This is a genomic window from Nitrincola alkalilacustris (assembly GCF_008973755.1).
GTDB classification, from domain to species: domain Bacteria; phylum Pseudomonadota; class Gammaproteobacteria; order Pseudomonadales; family Balneatricaceae; genus Nitrincola; species Nitrincola alkalilacustris.
In genome coordinates this window covers 166057-188359 of the sequence record NZ_WBOM01000008.1, presented here as the reverse complement: position 1 = coordinate 188359, position 22303 = coordinate 166057, and the positions used below count along the sequence as shown (strand labels likewise).

The window sequence follows — 22303 nt, the reverse complement described above, 5'->3', positions numbered from 1 at the left end:
CTCTACATTGGTCGATGTGGCACAGATGCTCTGTCAGTCGCCTGCAGCTGTCCCATGAAAAGGGCGCTATTATAAACTGAAAACAGACACGAAAGCACTTGAATAGGACTCAGCACAAGCTGTTTAAGGTTCATGCAGCTTCCTAAGAAAACGCTGTCGAAATGGCAATCATCCATCCAGACAGGTAAAATTGCGCCAACGTTTTTCGATTAACTTTTTCTGCAAATCTATTTCTGCAATTTTTCTGCAAACCAACAAGCAGGCAGTATCCATGGCTCAATATGTTTACAGTATGAACCGCGTTGGCAAAATCGTGCCGCCGAAGCGTGAAATCCTCAAGGATATCTCTCTCTCCTTCTTCCCTGGCGCCAAGATCGGCGTACTTGGCCTTAACGGCTCAGGTAAGTCGTCGCTGCTGCGTATCATGGCAGGTGTCGACAAGGACTATATCGGCGAAGCACGCCCGATGCCGAATATCAAGGTCGGTTACCTGCCACAGGAGCCGGAACTGGATGATAGCAAGACCGTGCGCGAAGTGGTCGAAGAGTCCGTTGCCGATGTGAAAGGTGCTCTGGAAGAGCTGGATGCCGTCTATGCCGCCTATGCCGACCCGGATGCCGATTTTGATGCGCTGGCCAAGCGTCAGGGCGAGCTGGAGAACCTGCTTCAGGCCAAAGGGGGCCATAACCTGGATAACGCACTGGAACGTGCGGCTGATGCGCTGCGCCTGCCGCCCTGGGATGCACCGGTTAAAAACCTGTCCGGTGGTGAACGTCGCCGTGTCGCCCTGTGCCGACTGCTGTTGGATAACCCCGACATGCTGCTGCTGGATGAGCCTACCAACCACCTGGACGCCGAGTCGATCGCCTGGATCGAGCGCTTCCTGCAGGAGTACCCAGGTACTGTCGTGGCGATCACCCATGACCGTTACTTCCTCGACAACGCCGCCGGCTGGATTCTGGAGCTGGATCGCGGACGCGGCATCCCTTATGAGGGTAACTACTCCTCCTGGCTGGAGCAGAAGGATGCCCGCCTTGAGCAGGAAGCCAAGCAGGAGGCCTCCCACCGCAAAGCGGTTCAGGCGGAGCTGGAGTGGGTGCGTCAGGGTGCCAAGGGGCGCCAGGCGAAATCCAAGTCGCGCATCAAACAGTTTGAAGAGATGAACTCACGCGAGTTCCAGCAGCGCAACGAAACTCAGGAGATCTATATTCCACCTGGACCACGTCTGGGTGACAAGGTAATCGAGCTGCACAATGTCACCAAGTCCTATGGCGACAAGCTGCTGTTTGAAGACCTCAGCCTGACCATTCCACCGGGCGCTATCGTCGGCATTATAGGCCCCAACGGTGCCGGTAAATCAACCCTGTTTCGCATGATCACCGGCGAAGAGCAGCCAGATAGCGGCGAGATCGTGATCGGCAGCACCGTCAAACTGGCCTATGTCAATCAATCACGCGAACTGGATGGCAGCAAGACCGTGTTCGAAGAGATCTCGGACGGTCAGGATATGATCACGGTTGGCAGCTATATCACACCTTCACGTGCTTACTGTGGCCGCTTCAACTTCAAGGGGTCGGACCAGCAGAAGTTCGTCAAGGACCTGTCGGGTGGTGAGCGCAACCGCCTGCATATGGCCAAGCTGTTGAAAGAGGGTGGCAACGTGCTGCTGCTCGATGAGCCGACCAACGATCTGGATATCGAAACCCTGCGTGCGCTGGAGGAGGCGATCCTGTCCTTCCCGGGCTCAGCCGTGGTGATCTCGCATGACCGCTGGTTCCTCGACCGTGTCTGTACGCATATGATCGCCTACGAAGGCGATTCGAAAGTCGCCTATTTTGAAGGCAACTACACCGAGTATGCCGAGGACTATCGCAAGCGCTACGGCAAGGATCACCAGCCTGAGCGGATCAAGTATCGCCGCATGAACTAATCCGCCACCTCATATCGATCGCGGCCGTTGGCCTTGGCTTCATACAGAGCCGCGTCAGCGCGCCCGATCAGATGTGAGTGATCCTCTCCCGGCTGCCACTGTGCCACACCGATACTGGTGGTGAAGCCAACCTTCTCTCCACTGGGGATTCTCACCTGAGTGGCATGACAGGCAGCAATAATCTGTTCCGCCACCCGACTCGCCTCCACACTATTCATATCCGGCAGCAGCATCAGAAACTCCTCGCCACCAAATCGGGCCGGAAGATCCACTTTCTTGCGTGCCACTTTGATCAGTATCCGTGCAAACTCCTTGAGTACGATATCCCCGGCGGCATGACCATAGTTATCATTGAAGCCCTTGAATTTATCGAGATCAAACAAAAGTACCGAGAGCTTACTTTTACTCTCTTGCAGCCGACCTATCTCAGTATCCAGCTGCTCCAGCACCAGACGCCGGTTGGCCAGACTGGTCAGCGCATCACGAGTCGCCTGACGATACAGCCCCAGCAGCATATTGAGCTGATTCACCGCTGCCCAGCCCGCCACCACGGCCAGCACCAGCAGCAACCAGAGGCTGTCCACCGCCTGAACCTGACCGAATTGCCCTCGCACCAGCTGGGTGACCACTTCAACCGCAGCCACCAGCAGGGTGAGACTCAACACATTGAGCAGCGTCAAGGGGAACACCGCCAGCATGGTGACGATCATGTAGGGAAAGAATTGATATCCTGCCACGGTATATTCATGGCCGTGCAGAATCAGAATCGCCGCGCTGACCGAGTGGAACAGAAGCATTATCAGAATAATCATGACAACCCTGAGCAAAGCCAGGTGCTCGCTATAGGGGCGATGTGTCCAGCATACCAGCGCAATGAACGCAACGCTGCTGAGCAGGCGTGTCATGGCCACCTGTGACTGCACATCAACCGGCAGCAGCATCTGATCCACCAGAATCCAGACACTTTGCAACAGAGCCAGGATCAACGCGATGACACGCGTGCGCCGATAGATATAGTGACCACGCGTTTCCTTGAAATAGCGCGTATGCTGCCGTGCGCTCAGCAGTTCGATATATGACAACATCCGATACCATCCTCGAGAATTAGGCCTTCAGGTTGCCCTGCAAGAGAATACCTGAGTTTATTTGGCGTCAGGCTAGTTCATCTTACGCCTATTCACCATGATCAGGCTCAATCTTCTCCACAATAAAGCCAAGCTGTACTAAAATGATATCGATAAACACTCACTTTCTGGCAAAAGCGCCTTTTGACAAGAAAAGGAACCATCCGTGATCAGAGACCCTTCAGACCGCCGACGTTTTACCCGCATCCATTTTGACGCTGAATGCGAAGTACACTACAAAGGCGGGGCACTGGTCATGCAACTGGTGGATATCTCTTTACGCGGCGTATTGATGAAGTCAGATACCAAGCTGGACATTCAACTCGATGATCCGGCTGTCCTGAGTATCTACCTGGCCAATGATGTCCTGATCCGCATGCCATCAAGACTTTGCCATCTGCAACCGCCCTACTATGGGTTCGACGCAGAGGAGATGGATCTGGAAAGCATCTCACATCTGCGCCGTCTGGTGGAGCTGAATCTGGGGGACGAAATGCTACTGGAACGTGAGCTTGAGCAGATGTTCCCGCAGGAGGATGACCCTCAGGAAGAGAAGCCCTAGCAGATCGCGAGCAGCCTTCTCAGAGCTGATCCAGCGCTTCCGACAGGCTCTGAACCCCTATCACCTGGATATCACCGAGCCGCTCCTTGGGTACATTGGCCTTGGGAACGATAGCGCGTTTGAAGCCGTGTTTGGCCGCCTCGCGTATACGCTCCTGGCCATTCTGCACCGGCCTGATCTCGCCCGATAGCCCCACCTCACCGAATACGATCAGATCATGCGGCAGCACCTGATCACGAAAGCTCGACACCACCGCCAGCAGCAGCGCCAGATCGGCGCTGGTTTCCAGCACCTTGACACCACCGACAACGTTGACGAACACATCCTGATCTCCGGTCATCAACCCGCCATGGCGGTGCAACACCGCCAACAGCATCGCCAGACGATTATGATCCAGTCCGACCGCCACACGGCGCGGATTGGCCAGATGTGACTGATCCACCAGCGCCTGCAACTCTACCAGAAGCGGACGAGTCCCCTCCCAGAGCACCATCACGACGCTGCCCGAGCTGGCTTCCGAGCCACGATTGAGAAATATGGAGCTGGGATTACGCACCTCTTTGAGCCCGGTTTCGAGCATCGCAAACACCCCCAGCTCGTTCACTGCACCAAAACGATTCTTATGGCTGCGCAACGTGCGATAACGGCTGTCGGATGATCCCTCTAGCTGCAAAGAGCAGTCGATCATATGCTCCAGCACCTTCGGGCCAGCCAGCGACCCATCTTTGGTCACATGCCCGACCAGAAACAGCACGGTACCTGTCTGCTTGGCATAGCGGGTCAGAAAAGCGGCGCCTTCACGCACCTGAGCCACCGAGCCAGGGGCCGACTGCACATCGGCCACATGCATCACCTGGATAGAATCGATCACCAGTACCTTCGGTTTCAAATGCTGCGCCACATCACAGATGGTCTCGACCGACGTTTCCGACAACATCTTCATATTGTCGGCTTTCAGGCCCAAGCGAGCGGCACGCATCGCCACCTGCTGCAGGGACTCCTCACCAGTGACGTAGAGCACCGGCAGAGATTCCGCCAGATGACACAGCGTCTGCAGCAACAGCGTGCTTTTACCGGCACCGGGATGACCACCGATCAGTACAGCCGACCCGGGCACCAATCCACCGCCCAGCACACGATCCAGCTCACCCGTGCCAGTGGGAATCCGAGCCGTATCCTGCAGGTCCACCTCACTCAGGCTGATCACGCGCTTGTGCGCAGGGTCTGCATTTCCGGCGTAGCCTTCATAACGCGCCCCGCGTGAGCCGGATGCTGCCGAGAGACTGCCGAGGCGTACCTCACTCAGCGTATTCCAGGCACCACAGGCCGTACACTGGCCCTGCCATTTGCTGTACTCAGCACCGCAATCATTACAGACATAGGCGGATTTCGCTTTAGCCATCAACAGCTCCTTGGTAAAGTATCCGGATATCGACAAGGCACGTCGAACGGAAAGGGCGGTCACCCTGGCAATTGCTTTGTGGCGACAACCTATTAAAATCAATAAAATAACTCAAACAATAATTATAACAGCCTACCGGGGGGTACGCAGGATGCTGAAAAGTCTGATGGCAAAATTTCAACTGGCGTTGACGGTCGTCTTCGCTCTCATACTGGTGATCTCGATTGCCGGTCTTTTCTCGCTGCAACGCCTCACACAGCAGTACGACAACCTGCTGGAAACCGAGTTGACGCAGGAACGCACCATCTCCGCTATCGCGGTCGATTTCAACACCCAGGTACAGGCCTGGAACTATCTGATGATCAGGGGCTTTGACAACACCCTGCACGACCTCTACTGGCAGCAGTTCAATGATCTGCAGGCCAGTATCGAGCAGGATGCTCAGTCTCTTCTGTCCCGCACGACGTCGGAGCAGGAGCGTGCCGATCTGGAGCGCTTCATCAACAGCTATGCCACCATGATGGAGGGTTTCCATGCCGGTTACGAGCTCTATCAGCGTTTCGGCATGGATTTCATGTCCGGCGACAATGCGGTGCGGGAAATGGAGGTGGAACCTGCTAGCATCCTGCAGGATCTGGCCGCCCACTTTGCAGCCAATGCCGAACGTGGCTCCGCCGAGATACAAGCCAGTTCGGCTGCACGCTTTCAACTCACGATAATTCTGCTGGTTACCAGTGTGCTGCTGGTCTCCTTCATCAGTGCCTTTTTCGCCCGCCGCTACTTCATCAAACCGATGATGCAACTGATCAAAGAGATCAAACTACTGGCTCAAGGCAGTTTCAGCCATAGCATCCCTCATGCTGAAAGAGCAGACGAACTGGGTGACCTGGCACGTGCCGCCGTGGAGTTGCAGGGCCATCTGCTCCACTCGGTCAACAGCATGACGGCCGTTGTGGAAGGACTAAAGCATAACACTCAGGAGCTTGAGAGCGCCTCCGGTGAAATACAGCAGGGTGCGGGAATACAATCCGAACGCGCTGAACTGGTAGCCACCGCCATGCATGAGATGGCCGCAACAGTCCGTGAAATCGCTCAGAACACAGCGGCTGCTGCCAATGCTTCTGAAGTGTCTCGCCAGACTGCCACCAGCGGTGGTGAACAGATGGCGCTGGCCGCCGAAGGGATGCGCAATCTCGAACAACAGGTCAACAGTCTGTCTGAGAAGCTTGAGAATCTGATCAAGGAAACGGATCGAGTGGGCAGCGTAGTAGAGGTGATCGGCTCCATTGCTGAGCAGACCAACCTGCTGGCACTGAATGCCGCTATCGAATCAGCCCGTGCCGGTGAACATGGACGGGGCTTTGCCGTGGTCGCCGATGAAGTGCGCACCCTCGCGGGGCGCACCCAGGCCTCTACTCAGGAGATCTCCGAGATTATCGCCAGCGTACAGCGTGGAGCCAATGAGGTAATCGATGCGATGCATGCCAGCAAGCAGGAGACTACCGAGAGCGTGAGCCGCGTCGAACAGGGACATCATAGTCTCGGTGAAATCATCGAGTCAGTGAGTTCAATAAATGATATGACACTTCAGGTCGCAACCGGTGCCGAGGAGCAGGGACAGGTCGCTGAGGATATCAATCGCAATGTGCAGGAACTGGCCGATATCACCAGTACTACCCTGGCACAGTCCATTCGAGTTCGTGAAACTGTCCGAGAACTCAGTTCTCTGGCGGATGAGATAGATGCGGCGGTCAACTCACTGACCCGAACATCAAACTGACCACAAAAAAACAAAGGACACACAATGAAACTGGAAACCCTCGCCGTACATGCCGGCTACGCGCCTGACCCCACAACCAAGGCAGTCGCTGTACCCGTCTACCAGACCACCTCCTACGCCTTTGATAATGCGCAGCATGGTGCGGATCTGTTTGATCTTAAAGTTGCCGGTAATATCTATACCCGCATCATGAATCCGACCTCCGACGTACTGGAACAGCGCGTTGCTGCTCTCGAAGGCGGGATTGCGGGTCTGGCGGTCGCTTCAGGCATGGCTGCCATCACCTACACGATTCAAACGCTGGCAGAGGTCGGTGACAATATCATCTCCGTCAGCGAACTCTATGGTGGCACCTACAATCTGTTCGCCCACACTCTGCCTCGGCAGGGCATCGAGGTGCGTTTCGTTAACAAGGATGACTTTGCCGATATCGAAAGCAAGATCGACAACCGCACCAAAGGGCTGTATTGCGAGTCAATCGGCAACCCATCCGGCGGCATTGCCGATATCGAAAAGCTGGCCGAGATCGCCCATCGTCATGGTGTACCACTGATTGTGGATAACACCGTCCCAAGCCCCGCGTTGTGGCGCCCCATCGAACAGGGTGCCGACATCATCGTCACGGCCGCGACCAAGTATATCGGTGGACATGGTAACTCCATCGGCGGCGTAATCGTCGACTCCGGCAAGTTCCCCTGGGCCGATCACAAGGATCGCTTCCCGTTACTGAATGAGCCGGACCCCTCCTATCATGGCGTTGTTTATACTGATGCCTTCGGGCCAGCCGCCTTCATTGGTCGTGCCCGTGTTGTCCCACTGCGCAATATGGGTGCAGCGCTGTCACCGATGAATGCCTTTCTGTTGATTCAGGGCCTGGAAACCCTGCCCCTGCGTATGGAGCGTATCTGCAACAACACACAAAAGATCGCCGAGTACCTTGAGCAGCATGATGCAGTAGACTGGATCAACTATGCCGGCCTTCCTTCACACAAAGACCATGCCCTGGCTCAGAAGTATATGCAGGGACAGGCGTCAGGCATTCTCAGTTTTGGCCTCAAGGCTGGGCGCGAAGGCACACGTCGCTTCTATGATGCGCTGAATATTTTCCTGCGCCTGGTGAATATCGGTGACTGCAAATCCCTGGCATCCATTCCGGCCGAAACGACGCATCGCCAGTTGAATGATGCAGAGTTGAAATCAGCCGGTGTGGCACCTGAGATGGTCAGGCTGTCGATCGGTATCGAGCATATTGATGACCTGCTGGCAGATCTTGAACAGGCGCTGAGCAAGGCCTGATAACACACAAGCAGGGCAAGGTCTGTGACAGATCCCTGCCCTGCAGCAAAGACTAAACAGCGCTACGCACGCGCTCCACAGCCTGCTGGTACTCTGCTTCCACTTCATCCAACCCACCAGCACAGAAGCGCAGGTCGGTCAGCAAGCCATCTTTCAAACCGTATATCCAGGCATGCACCGTCACCTCCTGATCGCGTGCCCAGGCTTCTCGCAACACCGTGGTGTTACAGACATTCTCCGCCTGTTCGATAACGTTCAGCTCACACATCAGATCGAACTGCTTTGGCTCATCCTGCCATTCACCAATGATGTCACGATGCTTGGCATAGACATCCCGGATATGGCCCAGCCAGTTATCAATCAATCCATGCGGTCTGTCTTCAAGCGCCGCCCGAACGCCGCCACAGCCATAATGCCCCACTACCATGATATGTGTCACCTTCAACACCTGTACCGCATATTGCAGGACAGACAGGCAGTTCATATCAGTATGGATCACCAGGTTGGACACGTTGCGATGCACAAACAGCTCACCCGGCATCAGGTCCACTATCTCATTAGCTGGTACACGGCTGTCGGAACAACCGATCCAGAGATATTCAGGCGCCTGCTGCGACGCCAGGGTCGGGAAGAAATCAGGATCCTGCTGAGAAATGCGATCGGACCATTCACGGTTACTGTCGAATAGTGTATTAAGCCTTTTCATCGTGATACTTTGCGCTGAGTTCATGAACGGCTTCGATAAATACACCTGCATGCTCTGGGTCAACAAACTGGTGAATACCATGCCCGAGGTTGAAAACATGACCATTGCCCGCGCCATAGCGCGCCAGCAGGTCGGCCACTTCGGCACGAATACGCGCTGGTGGCGCATACAGTACACTCGGGTCCATATTGCCCTGCAGAGCTACCTGGCCGCCCACCCGCCGGCGGGCATCACCGAGGTCGGTCGTCCAATCCAGCCCCAAGGCATCCGCACCGGCTTCGAGCATGGTTTCGAGCCACTGACCGCCATTCTTGGTGAACAGTATCACCGGCACACGGCGACCTTCGTGCTCGCGTATCAGGCCTGACACTATCTGACTCATATACTTGAGCGAAAACTCCCGGTACATAGGGCCACTGAGCACACCACCCCAGGTATCAAAAATCTGCACTGCCTGAGCACCGGATCTGATCTGTTCGTTCAGATACGCCGTCACTGTCTGCGCCAGCTTATCCAGCAGCTCATGCAGCACCTCAGGGGTGGCATACATCATCTGCTTGATATGGCGAAAGTCCTTGCTTGAACCACCCTCCACCATGTAGGTGGCAAGTGTCCAGGGGCTGCCGGAAAAACCGATCAGCGGTACCCGGCCACCCAGCGCTGAGCGGATCTCCGTCACAGCGGCCATGACATAGTCGAGATCACTGGCGACATCGGGGATCGGCAGCGCTGCTACATCCGCCTCGGTGCGCATCACCTTACGAAAACGCGGACCCTCGCCCTCTTCAAAATAGAGCCCCAGCCCCATCGCATCAGGAATCGTCAGAATATCCGAGAAGAGTATCGCGGCATCCAGATCATAGCGCTCCAGCGGCTGCAGGGTCACCTCACAGGCCAGCTCACGGTTCTTGCACAGACTCAGAAAATCACCGGCTCTGGCACGCGTTGCCTTGTATTCGGGCAAATAACGCCCGGCCTGACGCATCATCCATACAGGCGTGACATCAACTGGTTCACGCAGCAGGGCGCGTAAAAAACGGTCATTCTTCAACTCAGCCATCGATACTGGATCCTGTTCGGTAAAATTAAATCTGCCCTATTGTACCTTTTTGCCACTGCGAATGCTTAGCGTTGGGCGCACATTGTGGAGACACATTGTTTGGGACATTAGTGAGCTGGATCAATTGCTGTGTTAGTATACAGAGGTTGGCCCCGAGAGGACCAACTCCAAGCATCTTGATGACACAGAACCCGAATATAGTGATCTGCAACATGGTTAAACAGGCAGAAGTGATCAGTTTACCTGAGAACGCCGAACATCATGATCACGATTATCACCAGCTTGTCTTCGGCCTGGACGGGAATACCGAGTTCAATATCGCCGGGGATGCGCAGCCACTGACAACCGGCAGGGGTTGCCTGCTGCCCTGCGCTACCGATCATGCCTTCTGGGGCATGGGCAAAAACCATATCGTCGTCATCAACCTGCCCACCTTCAGTAACGATCAACATCAGCAACGCCGCATAGAACAGCTCTTTCGCCAGTCCCAGTACATCAGTTGCAGCAGTGATCTGCAGATACTGATCACCGCACTGAGTCGGGAGATGCGCTACAACCCGAATGACAAACTCCTGCAGACCGCCTGCAGCAATACCGTGATCTGCGCGTTGCAGCGTCATATGGAGATGCTCGATCGCCAACCTTTGCCACGTTGGCAGGGGGGGATCAATATGGATATGATCGACAACTACATCGACCTGAATATCGAACGTCGTATCAATGTGGCTGAGCTCGCCGGACTTGTCTATCTCAGCAGCAGCCAGTTCTATGAACGCTTCCGTATGCAGGCAGGCACGACACCGCAGCAATATGTGCTTAAACGCCGTCTGGACGGCGTGCTCCAGGCACTCAAGCAGGGTCATGAATCGCTCGCACAGATCGCTTCGCGTTTCGGATTTTCCAACCAGAGTGCGCTGACTCGCGCCTTCACCGCCTACTTCAATATCTCTCCTGCCCGCTATCGGAAAGACTGGCAGCAGCCAGAGGATCAGTGAAAAACACCATAGCTTTGTGCAAGACGCTGCGCATCTTTTGTCTTTAAAGTGACCTCATTGTCGATCATCAGGCCTACACTTAACCCTGATGATCTGAAACATTTGAGGATAGCGATAATGTTCAAAGCGATCGACGTACTGGATCCGGCCTGGATCTCTCAACCCGAAGAGACACTCTGGCAGGCGATCTCTCCACTCTACAGCATTGATGAAGATATCTGGCTCAGGGAGTTGATGCCGCTGGCCGAACCGCGCTCGGGTGAGATTGAAAAGACCGAAAAGCTGGCGGCATCTCTGATCGAGCGCGTGCGCGCCGACGACGACGCGATCCATATGATCGATGCGCTGCTGCTCGAATACAGTCTGGATACCAAAGAGGGCATTCTGCTGATGTGCCTGGCAGAAGCACTGATGCGTATTCCCGATGCCGATACTGCCGATGCACTGATCCGCGACAAACTCAGCGTCGCTGACTGGAAAAAGCATCTGCGCAACTCCGAATCCCTGCTGGTCAATGCCTCCACCTGGGGCCTGTTGCTGACCGGCAAAGTGGTCACGATGGATGAGCGTGAAGATGGCTCACCCGCTGGCATCATCAACCGCTTGGTCAATCGCATGAGCGAGCCGGTGATCCGCAACGCTATGCAACAGGCGATGAAAGTGATGGGCCACCAGTTCGTACTGGGGCGCAGCATCAATGAAGCGCTGGATCGTGGCAGCAAGTTTCGTCAGAAAGGTTACACCTACTCCTTCGATATGCTTGGTGAGGCAGCACTGACCGCTGCTGATGCCAGCAAGTACTTCAATGACTACGCGCGCGCCATCGACGTTGTCGGCAACCACCAGGACAAGAAGGCCAAAGGCCCCAAGCCCAGCGTTTCCATCAAGCTGTCTGCACTGCACCCGCGCTATGAGTTTGCGCAGGAAGAGCGCGTACTGACCGAGCTGTATGAAACCGTTATCCGTCTGGTACGTCGTGCCCGTGCTCTGGATGTGGCCATCACCATTGACGCCGAAGAGATGGATCGGCTGGAGCTGTCACTGCGCCTGTTCAAGAAGCTTTACCAGCACGAATCCGTGCGTGGCTGGGGTGGCTTCGGACTGGTGGTACAGGCCTACTCCAAGCGCGCCCTGCCGGTACTGGCATGGCTGGCCGGACTGGCAAAACAGCAGGGCGACATGATTCCACTGCGCCTGGTAAAAGGTGCCTACTGGGACAGCGAAATCAAACTCTGCCAGCAACGCGGACTGTCTGGCTACCCGGTTTATACACGCAAGGAAGCCACCGACACCGCTTATCTGGCCTGCGCACGTTTTCTGCTAAGCGAACACCTGTGCGGCCTGATCTGGCCACAGTTTGCCAGCCATAATGCCCATACTGTTTCAGCGATCATGACCAAGGCCACCCATCGCCAGTTCGAGTTCCAGCGCCTGCATGGCATGGGTGATGCCCTGTACAACAAGGTGCTGGACGAAACCGGCGTGTCGGTGCGTATCTATGCGCCAGTCGGTAACCACAAGGATCTGCTGCCGTATCTGGTGCGTCGCCTGCTGGAAAACGGTGCCAACAGCTCATTTGTTCACCGTCTGGTGGATGCGCGCTGCCCGATCAGCGAACTGGTTCAGCACCCCTGGCAGGTACTGCGTGAGCGCCAGCCGCTGCACAATCCAAAAATCCCTCTGCCGATCGATATTTTCGGGGACTCACGGAAGAACTCCTTCAGCCCGAATATCGATATCGAATCCGAGTGGACGCCTTTCAGCGCCGAGATCAAATCGCATCTCAACCGCCAGTGGCAGGGACAGTCTCTGATTGATGGCAAGCCGGTGGCTGGGGCAGAGCCACACCCGGTGAAGGCACCTCACGACACCCGCATTCTGGTCGGCAGCGTTTCCTTTGCCAACAAGGCACTGGTTGAGCAGGCGATGGACGTGGCCACGCGGGGGTACACTGAGTGGCAGCAGACACCCGTTAAAACTCGTGCCGATGCACTGCGTCGCCTGGGCGATCTGCTTGAAGAGCACCTGGCTGAATTTGTGGCGTTGTGCCATATGGAAGCGGGCAAAACTATCCAAGACAGCATTGATGAAGTGCGTGAAGCGGTCGACTTCTGCCGTTTCTATGCCAATCAGGCTGAAGAGGATTGCGGCCATCCGTTCATGTTGCCGGATCTTCAGGGTACCGGACGCAACTGGGAAAGGCGCAGACGCGGCATTTTTGTCTGCATCAGCCCCTGGAACTTCCCGCTGGCTATTTTCCTCGGTCAGGTGACTGCAGCACTGGCTGCCGGTAACAGCGTTATTGCCAAACCTGCCGAACAGACCAGTCTGATCGCCTATCGCGCCATTGAATTGATGCTTGAGGCAGGCGTTCCGGGCAGCGCTATTCAACTGCTGCCAGGTGACGGTGCCAACGTCGGTGCACCGCTGACATCCGACACCCGCATCAATGGTGTAGCCTTCACCGGCTCTACGGAAACGGCACACCTGATCAATCGCGCCCTGTCACGTCGCGATGCCGCACCTGTGCCTCTTATCGCCGAAACAGGTGGTCAGAATGCGATGATCGTGGACTCAACCGCCCTGCCCGAGCAGGTGGTCACGGATGCGGTGTTGTCCGGTTTTGCCTCTGCCGGACAGCGCTGCTCTGCTCTGCGTATTCTGTGTGTGCAGACCGATATTGCCGATCGCATCATTGAGCTGCTGAAGGGCGCGATGGCCGAGCTGAAAGTCGGCGATCCACGCCTGCACAGCACTGACGTAGGCCCGGTAATCGATCAGGGCGCACAGCAGGGACTGCTGCAACATATCGAGAAGATGAAAGCTCAGTCCAGCCTGATTGCCCAGACAGCCATGCCGGCAGAAGCCAGCTACGGAACATTCGTGCCGCCGACCGCCTTCGAGATCAAGTCGATTGATCAACTCGGGCGTGAGCAGTTTGGCCCGATCATCCACCTGGTACGTTACAAGGCCAACGAACTGGACAAGCTGATCGACACCATCAATGCCACCGGATATGGTCTGACGCTGGGCGTTCACAGCCGTAACGAGCGCACTGCTGCACGCATTGAAGCTCGTGCCAAGGTTGGTAACGCCTATATCAACCGTAATCAGATCGGCGCTGTAGTCGGCGTTCAGCCCTTCGGTGGTCAGGGACTATCCGGTACTGGCCCCAAAGCGGGTGGCCCTCACTATCTGCAGCGTTTTACACGACTCATGCCTGTTCAGGAGGCCAACTGATGAACCCTGTTACTGGACACTCTGTTACTGGAGACTCTAATACTGGACAAGCTCTCACCTCGGCGCTGGCTGCCTGGGAGAACTGGAACAGCCTCGGCTTCAAAACACGCAGCGAGCGCCTGTCTGCCGCTCTGAGCAAACAGACACTGCCACGTGAAGCACAAAAGCTTCTGCAGCTGCTGCTGGAGCGCGCCGCACGACTGGAAAAGATTCACGAACTGCCGGGCCCTACAGGTGAATGCAATGAGCTGTACCTTAACGGCCGTGGCGTTGCCGTTGTTCATGGCACTGATCAAAGCCATCAGGTGGCATTTCTGGGTCAGCTCATCACTGCGCTGGTATGCGGTAACTGCGTCCTGGTCAGCCTGCCCAGCCAGACCGACTGGTGTGAGAGCATCTGCAAGCAGCTGCATGCTGCCGGTATATCCCAGGCAGTGCTGCAGCATCATCCGGCATTGAACACCTACAGCCTGTCGCAGTTGGAAGAGATAAGCCTGGTAGCGCCCGTGTGTACAGAAGAGGAACTGATCACACTGAACCGGCAACTGGCTGAGCGCAACGGCCTGCTGGTGCAGTTGATACCGGAAACAGACCCCATCGGTTGCACGCACCTGCTGCAACCAGATCACATGCTGCGCTTTGTCACTGAGAAAACCCGCTCCATCAACACCACTGCGGTCGGTGGCAACGCCACACTTCTTGAGCTCGGCAACGGCTGAGCCCTGTCCGCCGCTCATCGTACCTGCGATGAGCGGCATCCATCCCAAGCCAACAAAAACAACATGATAGCCCGTGAGGGCTTATGATGAGGAACTTCATGTCCGACAACATTTTTGCCGTTTACGCTACCTTTCTGGCGTATCTGATAATGATGGTGGTAATAGGTATCTATGCCTATAAACGTACTGCCAGCTCTTCAGATTATTTTCTGGGTGGCCGCTCTCTTGGGCCCTGGCCAGCAGCATTGTCTGCCGGCGCTTCCGATATGAGTGGATGGCTGCTGCTTGGCCTTCCCGGTTATGCTTATGCTGCCGGGATGGAGTCACTCTGGCTTGCAGGCGGTCTGTTACTCGGCACCTGGGCCAACTGGCAGTTTGTTGCCAAGCGCCTGCGCACTTACAGTATTGAAGCCAACGATGCACTGACGCTGCCGGAGTTTCTGGCCAACCGCTTCCGCGATCACAGCCGTCTGCTGCAGGTCACCTCGGCCTTCTTCGTACTGGTGTTCTTCCTGTTTTATACCAGCTCTGGCCTGGTTGCCGGTGGCAAACTGTTCGAGACAGTCTTTGGTTTTGACTACACCATCGCGGTCATCATCGGTACTGTCTGTGTTGTCTCCTACACACTGTTCGGTGGTTTTCTGGCCGTATCCTGGACCGATCTGGTACAGGGCCTGCTGATGGCTGCTGCACTGCTGATTGTGCCGATCATCGTGATTCAGGCTGATGGCGGCATGGGCGCCATGTTCACCTCGATCGAACAGATCAACCCGGAGTTGCTGACGCTATTCAATGGCACCGATGGTGAGGCACTGAGTCTGATTGCCATCATCTCTCTGGCTGCCTGGGGTCTGGGTTACTTCGGCCAGCCACACATCCTGGCGCGTTTTGCTGCCTGTCGCAGCAATGCCGACATTCCGACCGCACGTAATATCGCCGTTGGCTGGAGTGCACTGGCAATGGCGGGAGCTGTTTTTGTCGGTCTGTCCGGTCTGGTTTATGTCAACACGCATCTCGGTGGAGAGCTGGGAGATGGCGAAACCATCTTCATGGTACTGGTCAGCGCCCTGTTCCACCCGGTGATTGCAGGCATTCTGCTGGCAGCGATTCTGGCAGCCATCATGAGTACCGCCGACTCCCAGTTGCTGGTCAGCTCCTCCGCTCTGGCAGAAGATATCTACAAGAACCTCCTCAACAAGCAAGCGACCCAGAAGGAGATCGTACTGGTCGGCCGCCTGGCTGTTGTAGCGTTGTCGCTGGTTGCTCTGGCATTGGCATTTAACCCTGACAGCACAGTACTGGGGCTGGTTTCCTACGCCTGGGCAGGATTCGGTGCCGCCTTCGGCCCCGCCCTGCTCTTCAGCCTCTACTGGAAGCGCATGAATCGTCATGGCGCACTGGCGGGAGTTGTCGTCGGTGCAGTGACTGTGGTTATCTGGAAACCGCTGACCGGCGGCCTCTTCGACCTTTATGAGATCGTACCCGGTATGTTACTGGCTACTATCGCAATTGTAGTCGTGACACTGATGACTGAGGAGCCGGATGCCGAAATCAAGGCTCAGCATGAGCGAGTTTTAAAAGGGCTGTGATACTTCGACCTCCTAAATGCAAACATTGTTTGAATTTAGGAAAAAGTCCTATATTCATACCCACTCGTATCAACGAAAATAACGTCAGAGGTTGGCAAGGACGCCGATAAGCCTGATGGAGTTCAGCACCTCAAAAGTCCACTCAGGGATGGGATGGCGGTCGGCAAGGAAGTCGATGACGGGGCCCATTACGCAAGGATGCATAAGGGCCCCTTTTTTTTATTTTATGCATACCCTTTTCCTGCCCTCCACGGCCTTTGCTGCCATCTGTAAAATCCAGACAAAGTCATCCACTGCCCTGTCGCTGATAAGCCTGCTATAGTGTGATCTGTTACGTTTTACTTGACATGATATGCTTATCACCATGAAAAAGATTCCTGATCTTCAATCGTTACAAACGACCTTTCCAGATATTCGTCTGGCTGTTCTGTTTGGCTCCGTTGCACAGAGTCGAGCAACGCTCGACAGCGACATTGACTTCGCCGTCAAGCTTGATCAGCCACTGACTGTCTCACAACGAATGGCAATGACTGAAGAGATCACACTGATCACGGGCCGCCCGGTAGATCTGATTGATCTGCAAACAGTCGGTCAACCACTGCTGAATCAGATTGTCACGACCGGCATTAAAGTGATGGGTACCGAAGAGGAGATGGCGAAGCTGATGCTGCAAAATGTTATCGCCAATGCTGATTTTGTGCCTCTGCAAGAGCGCATGCTGAAAGAGAGGTTAGATGCATGGATCAACAACTGATCAGTCAGAAACTTGAATCACTGAGGCGCTGCGTACAAAGACTTGAATCTCGCTGCCCTGCCAGCGTTGCTGAGCTTGAGGAGGATCTCGATGCACAGGATATTCTATCACTCAACCTGACTCGCGCCGTTCAGCTCAGCGTTGATCTTGCCCTGCACTGGGCTGCGTCACACCCAGAGACCAGCGCACCCTCCACCATGGGTGAGGCCTTCAGTATGCTGTCAAATGCCGGAGTGATAGATGCTGATCTGGCCGGACGACTCCGCAAGGCCGTGGGTTTCAGAAATTTGGCAGTACATGCCTACGAGACGATCAACTGGGCAATCGTTCACTCATTATGCAAAACACGTCTGGACGACTTCCGCCAGTTTGCTCGTCAAATATCCAGACGCTGATTTATATGACCCAGATCTACAGCTTTCCACCCATTGAGCCCGAGAATGCCCGGATATTGATTCTTGGCAGCATGCCCGGTGTCGCCTCGCTGAAAGCACAGCAATACTATGCGCATCCTCGCAATGCATTCTGGCCGATTATGGGGGAGTTGTTTGGCGCCCATCCGGAGCTACCCTACCACGAGCGAGTGGAGATATTGAAAGCCGAGGGCATTGCTGTGTGGGATGTGCTGGAGTCCTGTGTGCGGGTCGGCAGTCTGGATGCCAGCATCGACAGCAGCTCTCTGAGGGTCAATGACTTTAGCAGTTTTTTCAGGCGCCACCCTCAGATCAGACATGTGTTCTTCAATGGCGCGAAAGCTGAACAGAGCTTTCGACGGCATGCGCTGCCAGAACTCAGGCTCGACTATCTCAGCTATACTCGCCTGCCATCAACAAGCCCGGCTCATGCGGCGATGAGCTTTGATAGTAAACTGAACAACTGGTCGAAAGCTCTGTTAAGATGATTACCTCAGTTCAACCCATCGCGAAATACTCAGCTCACTGGCCACACCTGATGGTAAATCCAGGTTACCAAAGTCATCGAACTGAGTGTAATTAAACCTCCCATTTCGAGTAATGTTCCCCCCAGCAACGATCGACCCGCCCAAGGTTGACGAGCCATTCTGAGTCAGGTTTCCATCCATCCAGAAGACGCCATAAGTGCTGTTGCTACCGTTTACTGTAATGTTCCCTCCGGCAATCATACTGACTGTTAATGTACTCCCAAGATCACCACCTAACTGAGCAGCGCCATTATGAACAATATTTCCTGTTGCCATAATTGTTACATTTGAAAAGTTACCACTGGTTGTCGCATTACCATTGCAGTAATAAACAGCGCCCCCAAGGTCACCCGAAGGAATGGAACAGCTATTAATAACGCCAGGGTTCCCACTATTTGTACTAATATATGCTGAAGCAGAAGGGATATCTCTAGCCGACGTATTGGATGTAACAGAACCTGCCGCTGCACCACTCATCGATGCACTACCCTGAGCCGATACCATAGAGGTGATGGTCACAGGATTTCCATCATCATCTACACCAGCTCTGTCATTCAAGCTGCTCCCCCCGCCCGTTACATTGAAATTACCATTCGCATGGGCACTGCCATTAAGGTTGGCATTCCCATTCACCTGAATATTACCTCCTGCCAGAAGGCCTGCCATGAAGGATGGATCAACACCACCAGCTATCGGCCTCATAAACACCAGCTGAAGACTCACCTGAGCCAGCGGTGCGGTATTTTCTCCTGTTTTGGCCCACCCATTGACGATGACCTCCACTCGATCATTCAGCCAATTGATATCACTTGCCGGATCTATCCAGTAATAACCGAATTCAGCTACAAAAGGCTCACCTGAAGAGGTTACAGGCAAGCTTTGTACATCCTGCCAGGAGTTTTGCCAGGATATGTTATCCCAATCCAAAGGAGCACTTGATAGCCAGTTCCAAAATTCACTTGCACCTGTTTCAGCCGCCAGAAAAGCTATCGCCTGATTATTCTGGTTGGACACCATGCGCTCTTGCATATTACTGCCGCGCATTGCCGTCACAGTCACAATACTGGCAACAAGCAACAGCAATAGGCTGATGACCAGAATGGCTCCTTTTTGCCTGGCCTTAAACAGTACTTTACTCATGAATACACCTGTTACCAGTTAGTAACTGTCTGATTTCCACAGTCAGCTGTCACCAGTGTTTCGCTGGGAGAGCCATGATTTCTTGTTAAACGCAGTTGCTCATCCTCTACAGCAGAAATACTGCACGTAAAGCTTCGGCTACTCTGTTGCTTATTCCCTATCGAGCACATGCCTGATGCTGAATTATCAATAGCAGATATCGTCATCACATTGACATTGTGATGAACAGTACCCGTTACGACACTCTGGCAAGTATTCGGTAGCCCATCACCATTCCCTTGATCATCGTCACCGCCGCCATTGTTACCGTCATCCCCATTTCCCGGATTGTCATCGCCATTATCGCTGCCATCACCCTCACCCGAACCGTCGCCTCCATCATTTCCACCGGGTGCCGTTCCGCCACCGCCGCTGCCATTGCCGCCACTGCCTCCTCCATGCTGTGCGACCAGTTTAGACCTCCCGGCAGTAACAAAGGTGCTTTCCAGTCCACTGCCCACCATTGCAAGCGTTACACGTACACTGGTTGTATTCATCCAGTCATCGCTGCTCATATCGGCTGCAAGCAGGAAGTCACCATCTTCCACCCACTGATCGATGCCCGGAACACCGTAGCGGATGGTCATATCTGCAACACCACTGACCAGCGTTGCTGTCTGACCTGTGCTGTTCTCACATCGGAGATTTTCGCCATCAAGGAAAAAACGATTGACCGCAGTGCCGGTACCCGTGATGGGTAACCCCAGGCAATCAGTCACGCCGGGAGCGATGGCAAAGCTGACGCTCAGCTCGTCATCTGTTGCCGCCGACAGCACCATTGGATCATCAGGATTATCGCCACCACCCAGCCGCACAATGCGCGAGATCGTAAAGGAGGCAAACCGAAAGGCCTCCTGCGCACTGTCAAGATTACGCTTGACCTGCGATGACTGCTGGTTTGCACTGAATACACTGAGCAGACCACCAACCAGAAAAAGGCTGATCAGCAATCCGACCAGTAACTCAACAAGCGAGAAGCCCTTCTGCGGCATCAAAGGCTTGTGTCTATACATAGCCACCATAGGATTCAGTCCTTAACATTCAACAGGGCAGCACAGGAATTCGTGCCATGTGTGTAAAGCTATGTGCAGTTTCTGTTGCGTCATCCAGATCGAAACGTACGCGTTCATCACTCCACTGCACTGTGATGGTATAAACCGGAGGATTGGCTGCAGTATCAACACTTGTGTCATCACCATCCCAGCCAGGCAGGCTCTGCGAATGCACGCTGACCCAGTCAGCATGAATGACCTCAAAACTATCCGGTAACGAACAGACGCCTGTCCACAGGCGCTCAACCAGATCATTCACCTGCATGACCGCCACAGATCGCTGATAGCTGGCCTGAGCAAACTGCATTGAACGTGCCTGCAGCAACACCAGAGAAAGTACGCCGACTGATACCACTACAATCGTGATCAGAATCTCAATCAGAGAAAAACCTCTATGCCGATCCGGCTGTTTGAGCAGGTATCGCTGTGTTCTCATGAGCATATCTCCTGCGAAACTGCTGCACGCCCACTGAGTTCCACGCAGACCCATCGCTGCTCCGAGCCGGCCTCCAACGCAAAAGTGGCGGCACTGCCGCTGCCAGCCGCTTGATAGGACATGAAAACAGGACCTTCAAGTGTAACCTGGCCAGGCAATGGTGGTGCGGACCTCAGCAGCGTGTCATCCCCGACATCGTAATCACCATTGCCATTGGCATCGACAAACAAAATCCAGCCACCAGCCCAGTCATCAACTGCTGCGCACTCTTCAGGCTCTGCCTCTGTCACAGGGCACAGTGTTACCACTCGCGCATGCCTGAGCGCTTCGCTACGTGCCAGTTGCAAGTGATACAGAAGATCATTAGCTGTCGAAGCAGCCCGATTCTGTGCAATCACCTGCTGAAAACCCGGTACTCCCACCAGCATCAAAACAGCCATGAGCACCAGAACCATCATCAGTTCTATCAGGGTAATACCAGACTGTTGTCTAGCTGGCATAAACATCTCTTTGTTGATTAATTCCAGCAATTCGCTGGAGTTCTCTGGCCCGTATGGGTCAAAGTAAGGTTGCCACAGGTTGTGCTGGCGGCAGGTGTTGCTGTCAGTGTGAAGCTTTGCGAATCGGGTAAATTAACCGTAATAGTGTAGTACGCAGTGCCACCATCCTTCGGAGCACTCTGCAAAGACGCAGGCAAGCTTGCAGGATATTGATTATTCGCAGTGTACTGCCGCTCCATGTACTGGGCTGCTTCGAGCAGTACACCCTTGGCATCCACAAGGCGGGAGTTCTCGATATAACGCTGATAGGATGGATACGCGACAGCGGCCAGAATGCCAACAATGGCAACCACGATCATCAGTTCGATCAGTGTAAAGCCTCTAAACCTATTCCAACGACTTATCATCTGCAGCATTTGAAACACTCATGTATCCATCTGTTTTTAAGTAGGATAACACTATAGCAGCGTTCAAAAATTGATCAACAGCAATGTTTCATCAAATACTGCAGATTACATGTGCGCCAGTTACCAGCACTCATTCACCGTTGCTGTGCCTGAAACCCCTCTGACACCAGCCTGATTCAGAGACAGACTCATGCAGTTGAATCGATCGGAGTCACCCTGAGTACCTACCGGTGTTGCCACTATCAGAAACGCGGCAGCTGCAGGATTAACCGGCAAGGCTGCTGTAACAGGGGTACTGAAGGTATAGCGCTGCGGCATATTTCCTTCGGTCGCACAGGACGCACCGGCAACGGCCGGAGCGCCGACATAGGTCATATTGGCAGTAAAATGACGCTCCATACCTTGCGCCAGTTCCATCAGGCACCCCGTTGCAGTCGTACGCCAGGATTTGACTACATGCTGCTGATAGCTCGGATAAGCAACTGCTGCGATGATGCCAATGATGGCAACCACTATCATCAGTTCCAACAGGGTAACACCCGCCTCTCTGTGCCTTAGATACATTTCCTGTTACTCGCTCATCTATTCTTAATCGGCACTGATTTAGCTGTATAAGTACTACACCAGTACAA

General features: G+C 54.5%; 21 protein-coding genes. 11 read left to right on the top strand and 10 right to left on the bottom strand.

The window, feature by feature from the left end:
* Window positions 1–271: 271 nt before the first annotated feature.
* On the top strand, window positions 272–1930 hold the full coding sequence (ettA, locus tag F7R27_RS15155; protein WP_151705098.1) for an energy-dependent translational throttle protein EttA: 1659 nt from the start codon (window positions 272–274) through the stop codon (window positions 1928–1930).
* Here the strand turns inward: ettA and F7R27_RS15150 are convergent.
* A complete protein-coding gene (locus F7R27_RS15150) occupies window positions 1927–3015 on the bottom strand; it encodes a GGDEF domain-containing protein (RefSeq protein ID WP_151705097.1) in 1089 nt (362 codons plus the stop codon). The genes ettA and F7R27_RS15150 overlap by 4 nt on opposite strands.
* Window positions 3016–3220: 205 nt before the next feature.
* Here F7R27_RS15150 and F7R27_RS15145 point away from each other — a divergent pair, with 205 nt between their 5' ends.
* Window positions 3221–3616, top strand: coding sequence for a PilZ domain-containing protein (locus tag F7R27_RS15145; RefSeq protein WP_240776389.1), 396 nt, complete (start codon window positions 3221–3223; stop codon window positions 3614–3616).
* A 19-nt stretch (window positions 3617–3635) separates the two neighbouring features.
* Here F7R27_RS15145 and radA read toward each other — a convergent pair whose 3' ends face one another.
* The gene (radA, locus tag F7R27_RS15140; protein ID WP_151705096.1) at window positions 3636–5018 is read right to left on the bottom strand and encodes a DNA repair protein RadA; all 1383 of its coding nucleotides are present in this window, start codon (window positions 5016–5018) and stop codon (window positions 3636–3638) included.
* A gap of 166 nt (window positions 5019–5184) precedes the next feature.
* Here radA and F7R27_RS15135 point away from each other — a divergent pair, with 166 nt between their 5' ends.
* Together F7R27_RS15135 and F7R27_RS15130 are read left to right on the top strand one after the other, a co-directional pair.
* Window positions 5185–6798 (top strand): methyl-accepting chemotaxis protein, encoded by a 1614-nt coding sequence (locus F7R27_RS15135; RefSeq protein WP_168927529.1) that lies wholly within the window; start codon window positions 5185–5187, stop codon window positions 6796–6798.
* Between the two features lie 24 nt (window positions 6799–6822).
* A complete protein-coding gene (locus F7R27_RS15130) occupies window positions 6823–8094 on the top strand; it encodes an O-acetylhomoserine aminocarboxypropyltransferase/cysteine synthase family protein (protein ID WP_151705094.1) in 1272 nt (423 codons plus the stop codon).
* Between the two features lie 52 nt (window positions 8095–8146).
* On the opposite strand, the gene can is transcribed toward F7R27_RS15130, so the two are convergent.
* A complete protein-coding gene (gene can / locus F7R27_RS15125; protein WP_151705093.1) occupies window positions 8147–8800 on the bottom strand; it encodes a carbonate dehydratase in 654 nt (217 codons plus the stop codon).
* Window positions 8787–9860 carry a uroporphyrinogen decarboxylase gene (gene hemE, locus F7R27_RS15120; protein ID WP_151705092.1) on the bottom strand — a complete coding sequence of 358 codons (1074 nt, stop codon included), beginning with the start codon at window positions 9858–9860 and terminating at the stop codon, window positions 8787–8789. Before hemE ends, can begins: the two co-directional genes overlap by 14 nt.
* A 212-nt stretch (window positions 9861–10072) precedes the next feature.
* Here hemE and F7R27_RS15115 point away from each other — a divergent pair, with 212 nt between their 5' ends.
* The 7 genes from F7R27_RS15115 to F7R27_RS15085 all read left to right on the top strand — a co-directional run bounded on the left by F7R27_RS15115 (window position 10073) and on the right by F7R27_RS15085 (window position 18058).
* Complete coding sequence (locus tag F7R27_RS15115) at window positions 10073–10855, top strand: AraC family transcriptional regulator (RefSeq protein ID WP_168927528.1); 783 nt, start codon at window positions 10073–10075, stop codon at window positions 10853–10855.
* A gap of 117 nt (window positions 10856–10972) precedes the next feature.
* Window positions 10973–14095, top strand: coding sequence for a bifunctional proline dehydrogenase/L-glutamate gamma-semialdehyde dehydrogenase PutA (gene putA / locus F7R27_RS15110; RefSeq protein ID WP_151705090.1), 3123 nt, complete (start codon window positions 10973–10975; stop codon window positions 14093–14095).
* The gene (locus F7R27_RS15105; protein ID WP_151705089.1) at window positions 14095–14814 is read left to right on the top strand and encodes a hypothetical protein; all 720 of its coding nucleotides are present in this window, start codon (window positions 14095–14097) and stop codon (window positions 14812–14814) included. The genes putA and F7R27_RS15105 overlap by 1 nt, the downstream gene beginning before the upstream one ends.
* 98 nt (window positions 14815–14912) lie before the next feature.
* Entirely contained in the window at window positions 14913–16403 is a 1491-nt protein-coding gene (putP, locus tag F7R27_RS15100; protein WP_151705088.1) for a sodium/proline symporter PutP, read from the top strand.
* A 364-nt stretch (window positions 16404–16767) separates the two neighbouring features.
* Window positions 16768–17157 carry a type VII toxin-antitoxin system MntA family adenylyltransferase antitoxin gene (gene mntA, locus F7R27_RS15095; protein ID WP_206060528.1) on the top strand — a complete coding sequence of 130 codons (390 nt, stop codon included), beginning with the start codon at window positions 16768–16770 and terminating at the stop codon, window positions 17155–17157.
* Window positions 17142–17552, top strand: coding sequence for a type VII toxin-antitoxin system HepT family RNase toxin (hepT, locus tag F7R27_RS15090; protein WP_151705086.1), 411 nt, complete (start codon window positions 17142–17144; stop codon window positions 17550–17552). The genes mntA and hepT overlap by 16 nt, the downstream gene beginning before the upstream one ends.
* A 5-nt stretch (window positions 17553–17557) precedes the next feature.
* On the top strand, window positions 17558–18058 hold the full coding sequence (locus F7R27_RS15085) for a DNA-deoxyinosine glycosylase (RefSeq protein ID WP_151705085.1): 501 nt from the start codon (window positions 17558–17560) through the stop codon (window positions 18056–18058).
* Here F7R27_RS15085 and F7R27_RS15080 read toward each other — a convergent pair whose 3' ends face one another.
* The 6 genes from F7R27_RS15080 to F7R27_RS15055 all read right to left on the bottom strand — a co-directional run bounded on the left by F7R27_RS15080 (window position 18059) and on the right by F7R27_RS15055 (window position 22235).
* Entirely contained in the window at window positions 18059–19237 is a 1179-nt protein-coding gene (locus F7R27_RS15080) for a pilus assembly PilX family protein (RefSeq protein WP_151705084.1), read from the bottom strand.
* An 11-nt stretch (window positions 19238–19248) separates the two neighbouring features.
* On the bottom strand, window positions 19249–20298 hold the full coding sequence (locus F7R27_RS15075; RefSeq protein WP_151705083.1) for a PilW family protein: 1050 nt from the start codon (window positions 20296–20298) through the stop codon (window positions 19249–19251).
* A 19-nt stretch (window positions 20299–20317) separates the two neighbouring features.
* On the bottom strand, window positions 20318–20764 hold the full coding sequence (locus F7R27_RS15070) for a type IV pilus modification PilV family protein (protein ID WP_168927527.1): 447 nt from the start codon (window positions 20762–20764) through the stop codon (window positions 20318–20320).
* Complete coding sequence (locus F7R27_RS15065; protein ID WP_168927526.1) at window positions 20761–21264, bottom strand: GspH/FimT family pseudopilin; 504 nt, start codon at window positions 21262–21264, stop codon at window positions 20761–20763. The genes F7R27_RS15070 and F7R27_RS15065 overlap by 4 nt, the downstream gene beginning before the upstream one ends.
* Before the next feature lie 17 nt (window positions 21265–21281).
* Window positions 21282–21680, bottom strand: a complete 399-nt coding sequence (locus F7R27_RS15060; protein WP_276612570.1) for a type IV pilin protein — start codon at window positions 21678–21680, stop codon at window positions 21282–21284.
* A 111-nt stretch (window positions 21681–21791) separates the two neighbouring features.
* Window positions 21792–22235 carry a type IV pilin protein gene (locus F7R27_RS15055; RefSeq protein WP_151705081.1) on the bottom strand — a complete coding sequence of 148 codons (444 nt, stop codon included), beginning with the start codon at window positions 22233–22235 and terminating at the stop codon, window positions 21792–21794.
* Window positions 22236–22303: the final 68 nt, after the last annotated feature.

Bases quoted from the DNA above. Each gene is read 5' to 3' on its own strand.
- ettA (WP_151705098.1), top strand. From the start codon at position 272: ATGGCTCAATATGTTTACAGTATGAACCGCGTTGGCAAAATCGTGCCG.
- F7R27_RS15150 (WP_151705097.1), bottom strand. From the start codon at position 3,015: ATGTTGTCATATATCGAACTGCTGAGCGCACGGCAGCATACGCGCTAT.
- radA (WP_151705096.1), bottom strand. From the start codon at position 5,018: ATGGCTAAAGCGAAATCCGCCTATGTCTGTAATGATTGCGGTGCTGAG.
- F7R27_RS15135 (WP_168927529.1), top strand. From the start codon at position 5,185: ATGGCAAAATTTCAACTGGCGTTGACGGTCGTCTTCGCTCTCATACTG.
- F7R27_RS15130 (WP_151705094.1), top strand. From the start codon at position 6,823: ATGAAACTGGAAACCCTCGCCGTACATGCCGGCTACGCGCCTGACCCC.
- can (WP_151705093.1), bottom strand. From the start codon at position 8,800: ATGAAAAGGCTTAATACACTATTCGACAGTAACCGTGAATGGTCCGAT.
- hemE (WP_151705092.1), bottom strand. From the start codon at position 9,860: ATGGCTGAGTTGAAGAATGACCGTTTTTTACGCGCCCTGCTGCGTGAA.
- F7R27_RS15115 (WP_168927528.1), top strand. From the start codon at position 10,073: ATGGTTAAACAGGCAGAAGTGATCAGTTTACCTGAGAACGCCGAACAT.
- putA (WP_151705090.1), top strand. From the start codon at position 10,973: ATGTTCAAAGCGATCGACGTACTGGATCCGGCCTGGATCTCTCAACCC.
- F7R27_RS15105 (WP_151705089.1), top strand. From the start codon at position 14,095: ATGAACCCTGTTACTGGACACTCTGTTACTGGAGACTCTAATACTGGA.
- putP (WP_151705088.1), top strand. From the start codon at position 14,913: ATGTCCGACAACATTTTTGCCGTTTACGCTACCTTTCTGGCGTATCTG.
- mntA (WP_206060528.1), top strand. From the start codon at position 16,768: ATGAAAAAGATTCCTGATCTTCAATCGTTACAAACGACCTTTCCAGAT.
- hepT (WP_151705086.1), top strand. From the start codon at position 17,142: ATGGATCAACAACTGATCAGTCAGAAACTTGAATCACTGAGGCGCTGC.
- F7R27_RS15085 (WP_151705085.1), top strand. From the start codon at position 17,558: ATGACCCAGATCTACAGCTTTCCACCCATTGAGCCCGAGAATGCCCGG.
- F7R27_RS15080 (WP_151705084.1), bottom strand. From the start codon at position 19,237: ATGAGTAAAGTACTGTTTAAGGCCAGGCAAAAAGGAGCCATTCTGGTC.
- F7R27_RS15075 (WP_151705083.1), bottom strand. From the start codon at position 20,298: ATGGTGGCTATGTATAGACACAAGCCTTTGATGCCGCAGAAGGGCTTC.
- F7R27_RS15070 (WP_168927527.1), bottom strand. From the start codon at position 20,764: ATGAGAACACAGCGATACCTGCTCAAACAGCCGGATCGGCATAGAGGT.
- F7R27_RS15065 (WP_168927526.1), bottom strand. From the start codon at position 21,264: ATGCCAGCTAGACAACAGTCTGGTATTACCCTGATAGAACTGATGATG.
- F7R27_RS15060 (WP_276612570.1), bottom strand. From the start codon at position 21,680: ATGCTGCAGATGATAAGTCGTTGGAATAGGTTTAGAGGCTTTACACTG.
- F7R27_RS15055 (WP_151705081.1), bottom strand. From the start codon at position 22,235: ATGTATCTAAGGCACAGAGAGGCGGGTGTTACCCTGTTGGAACTGATG.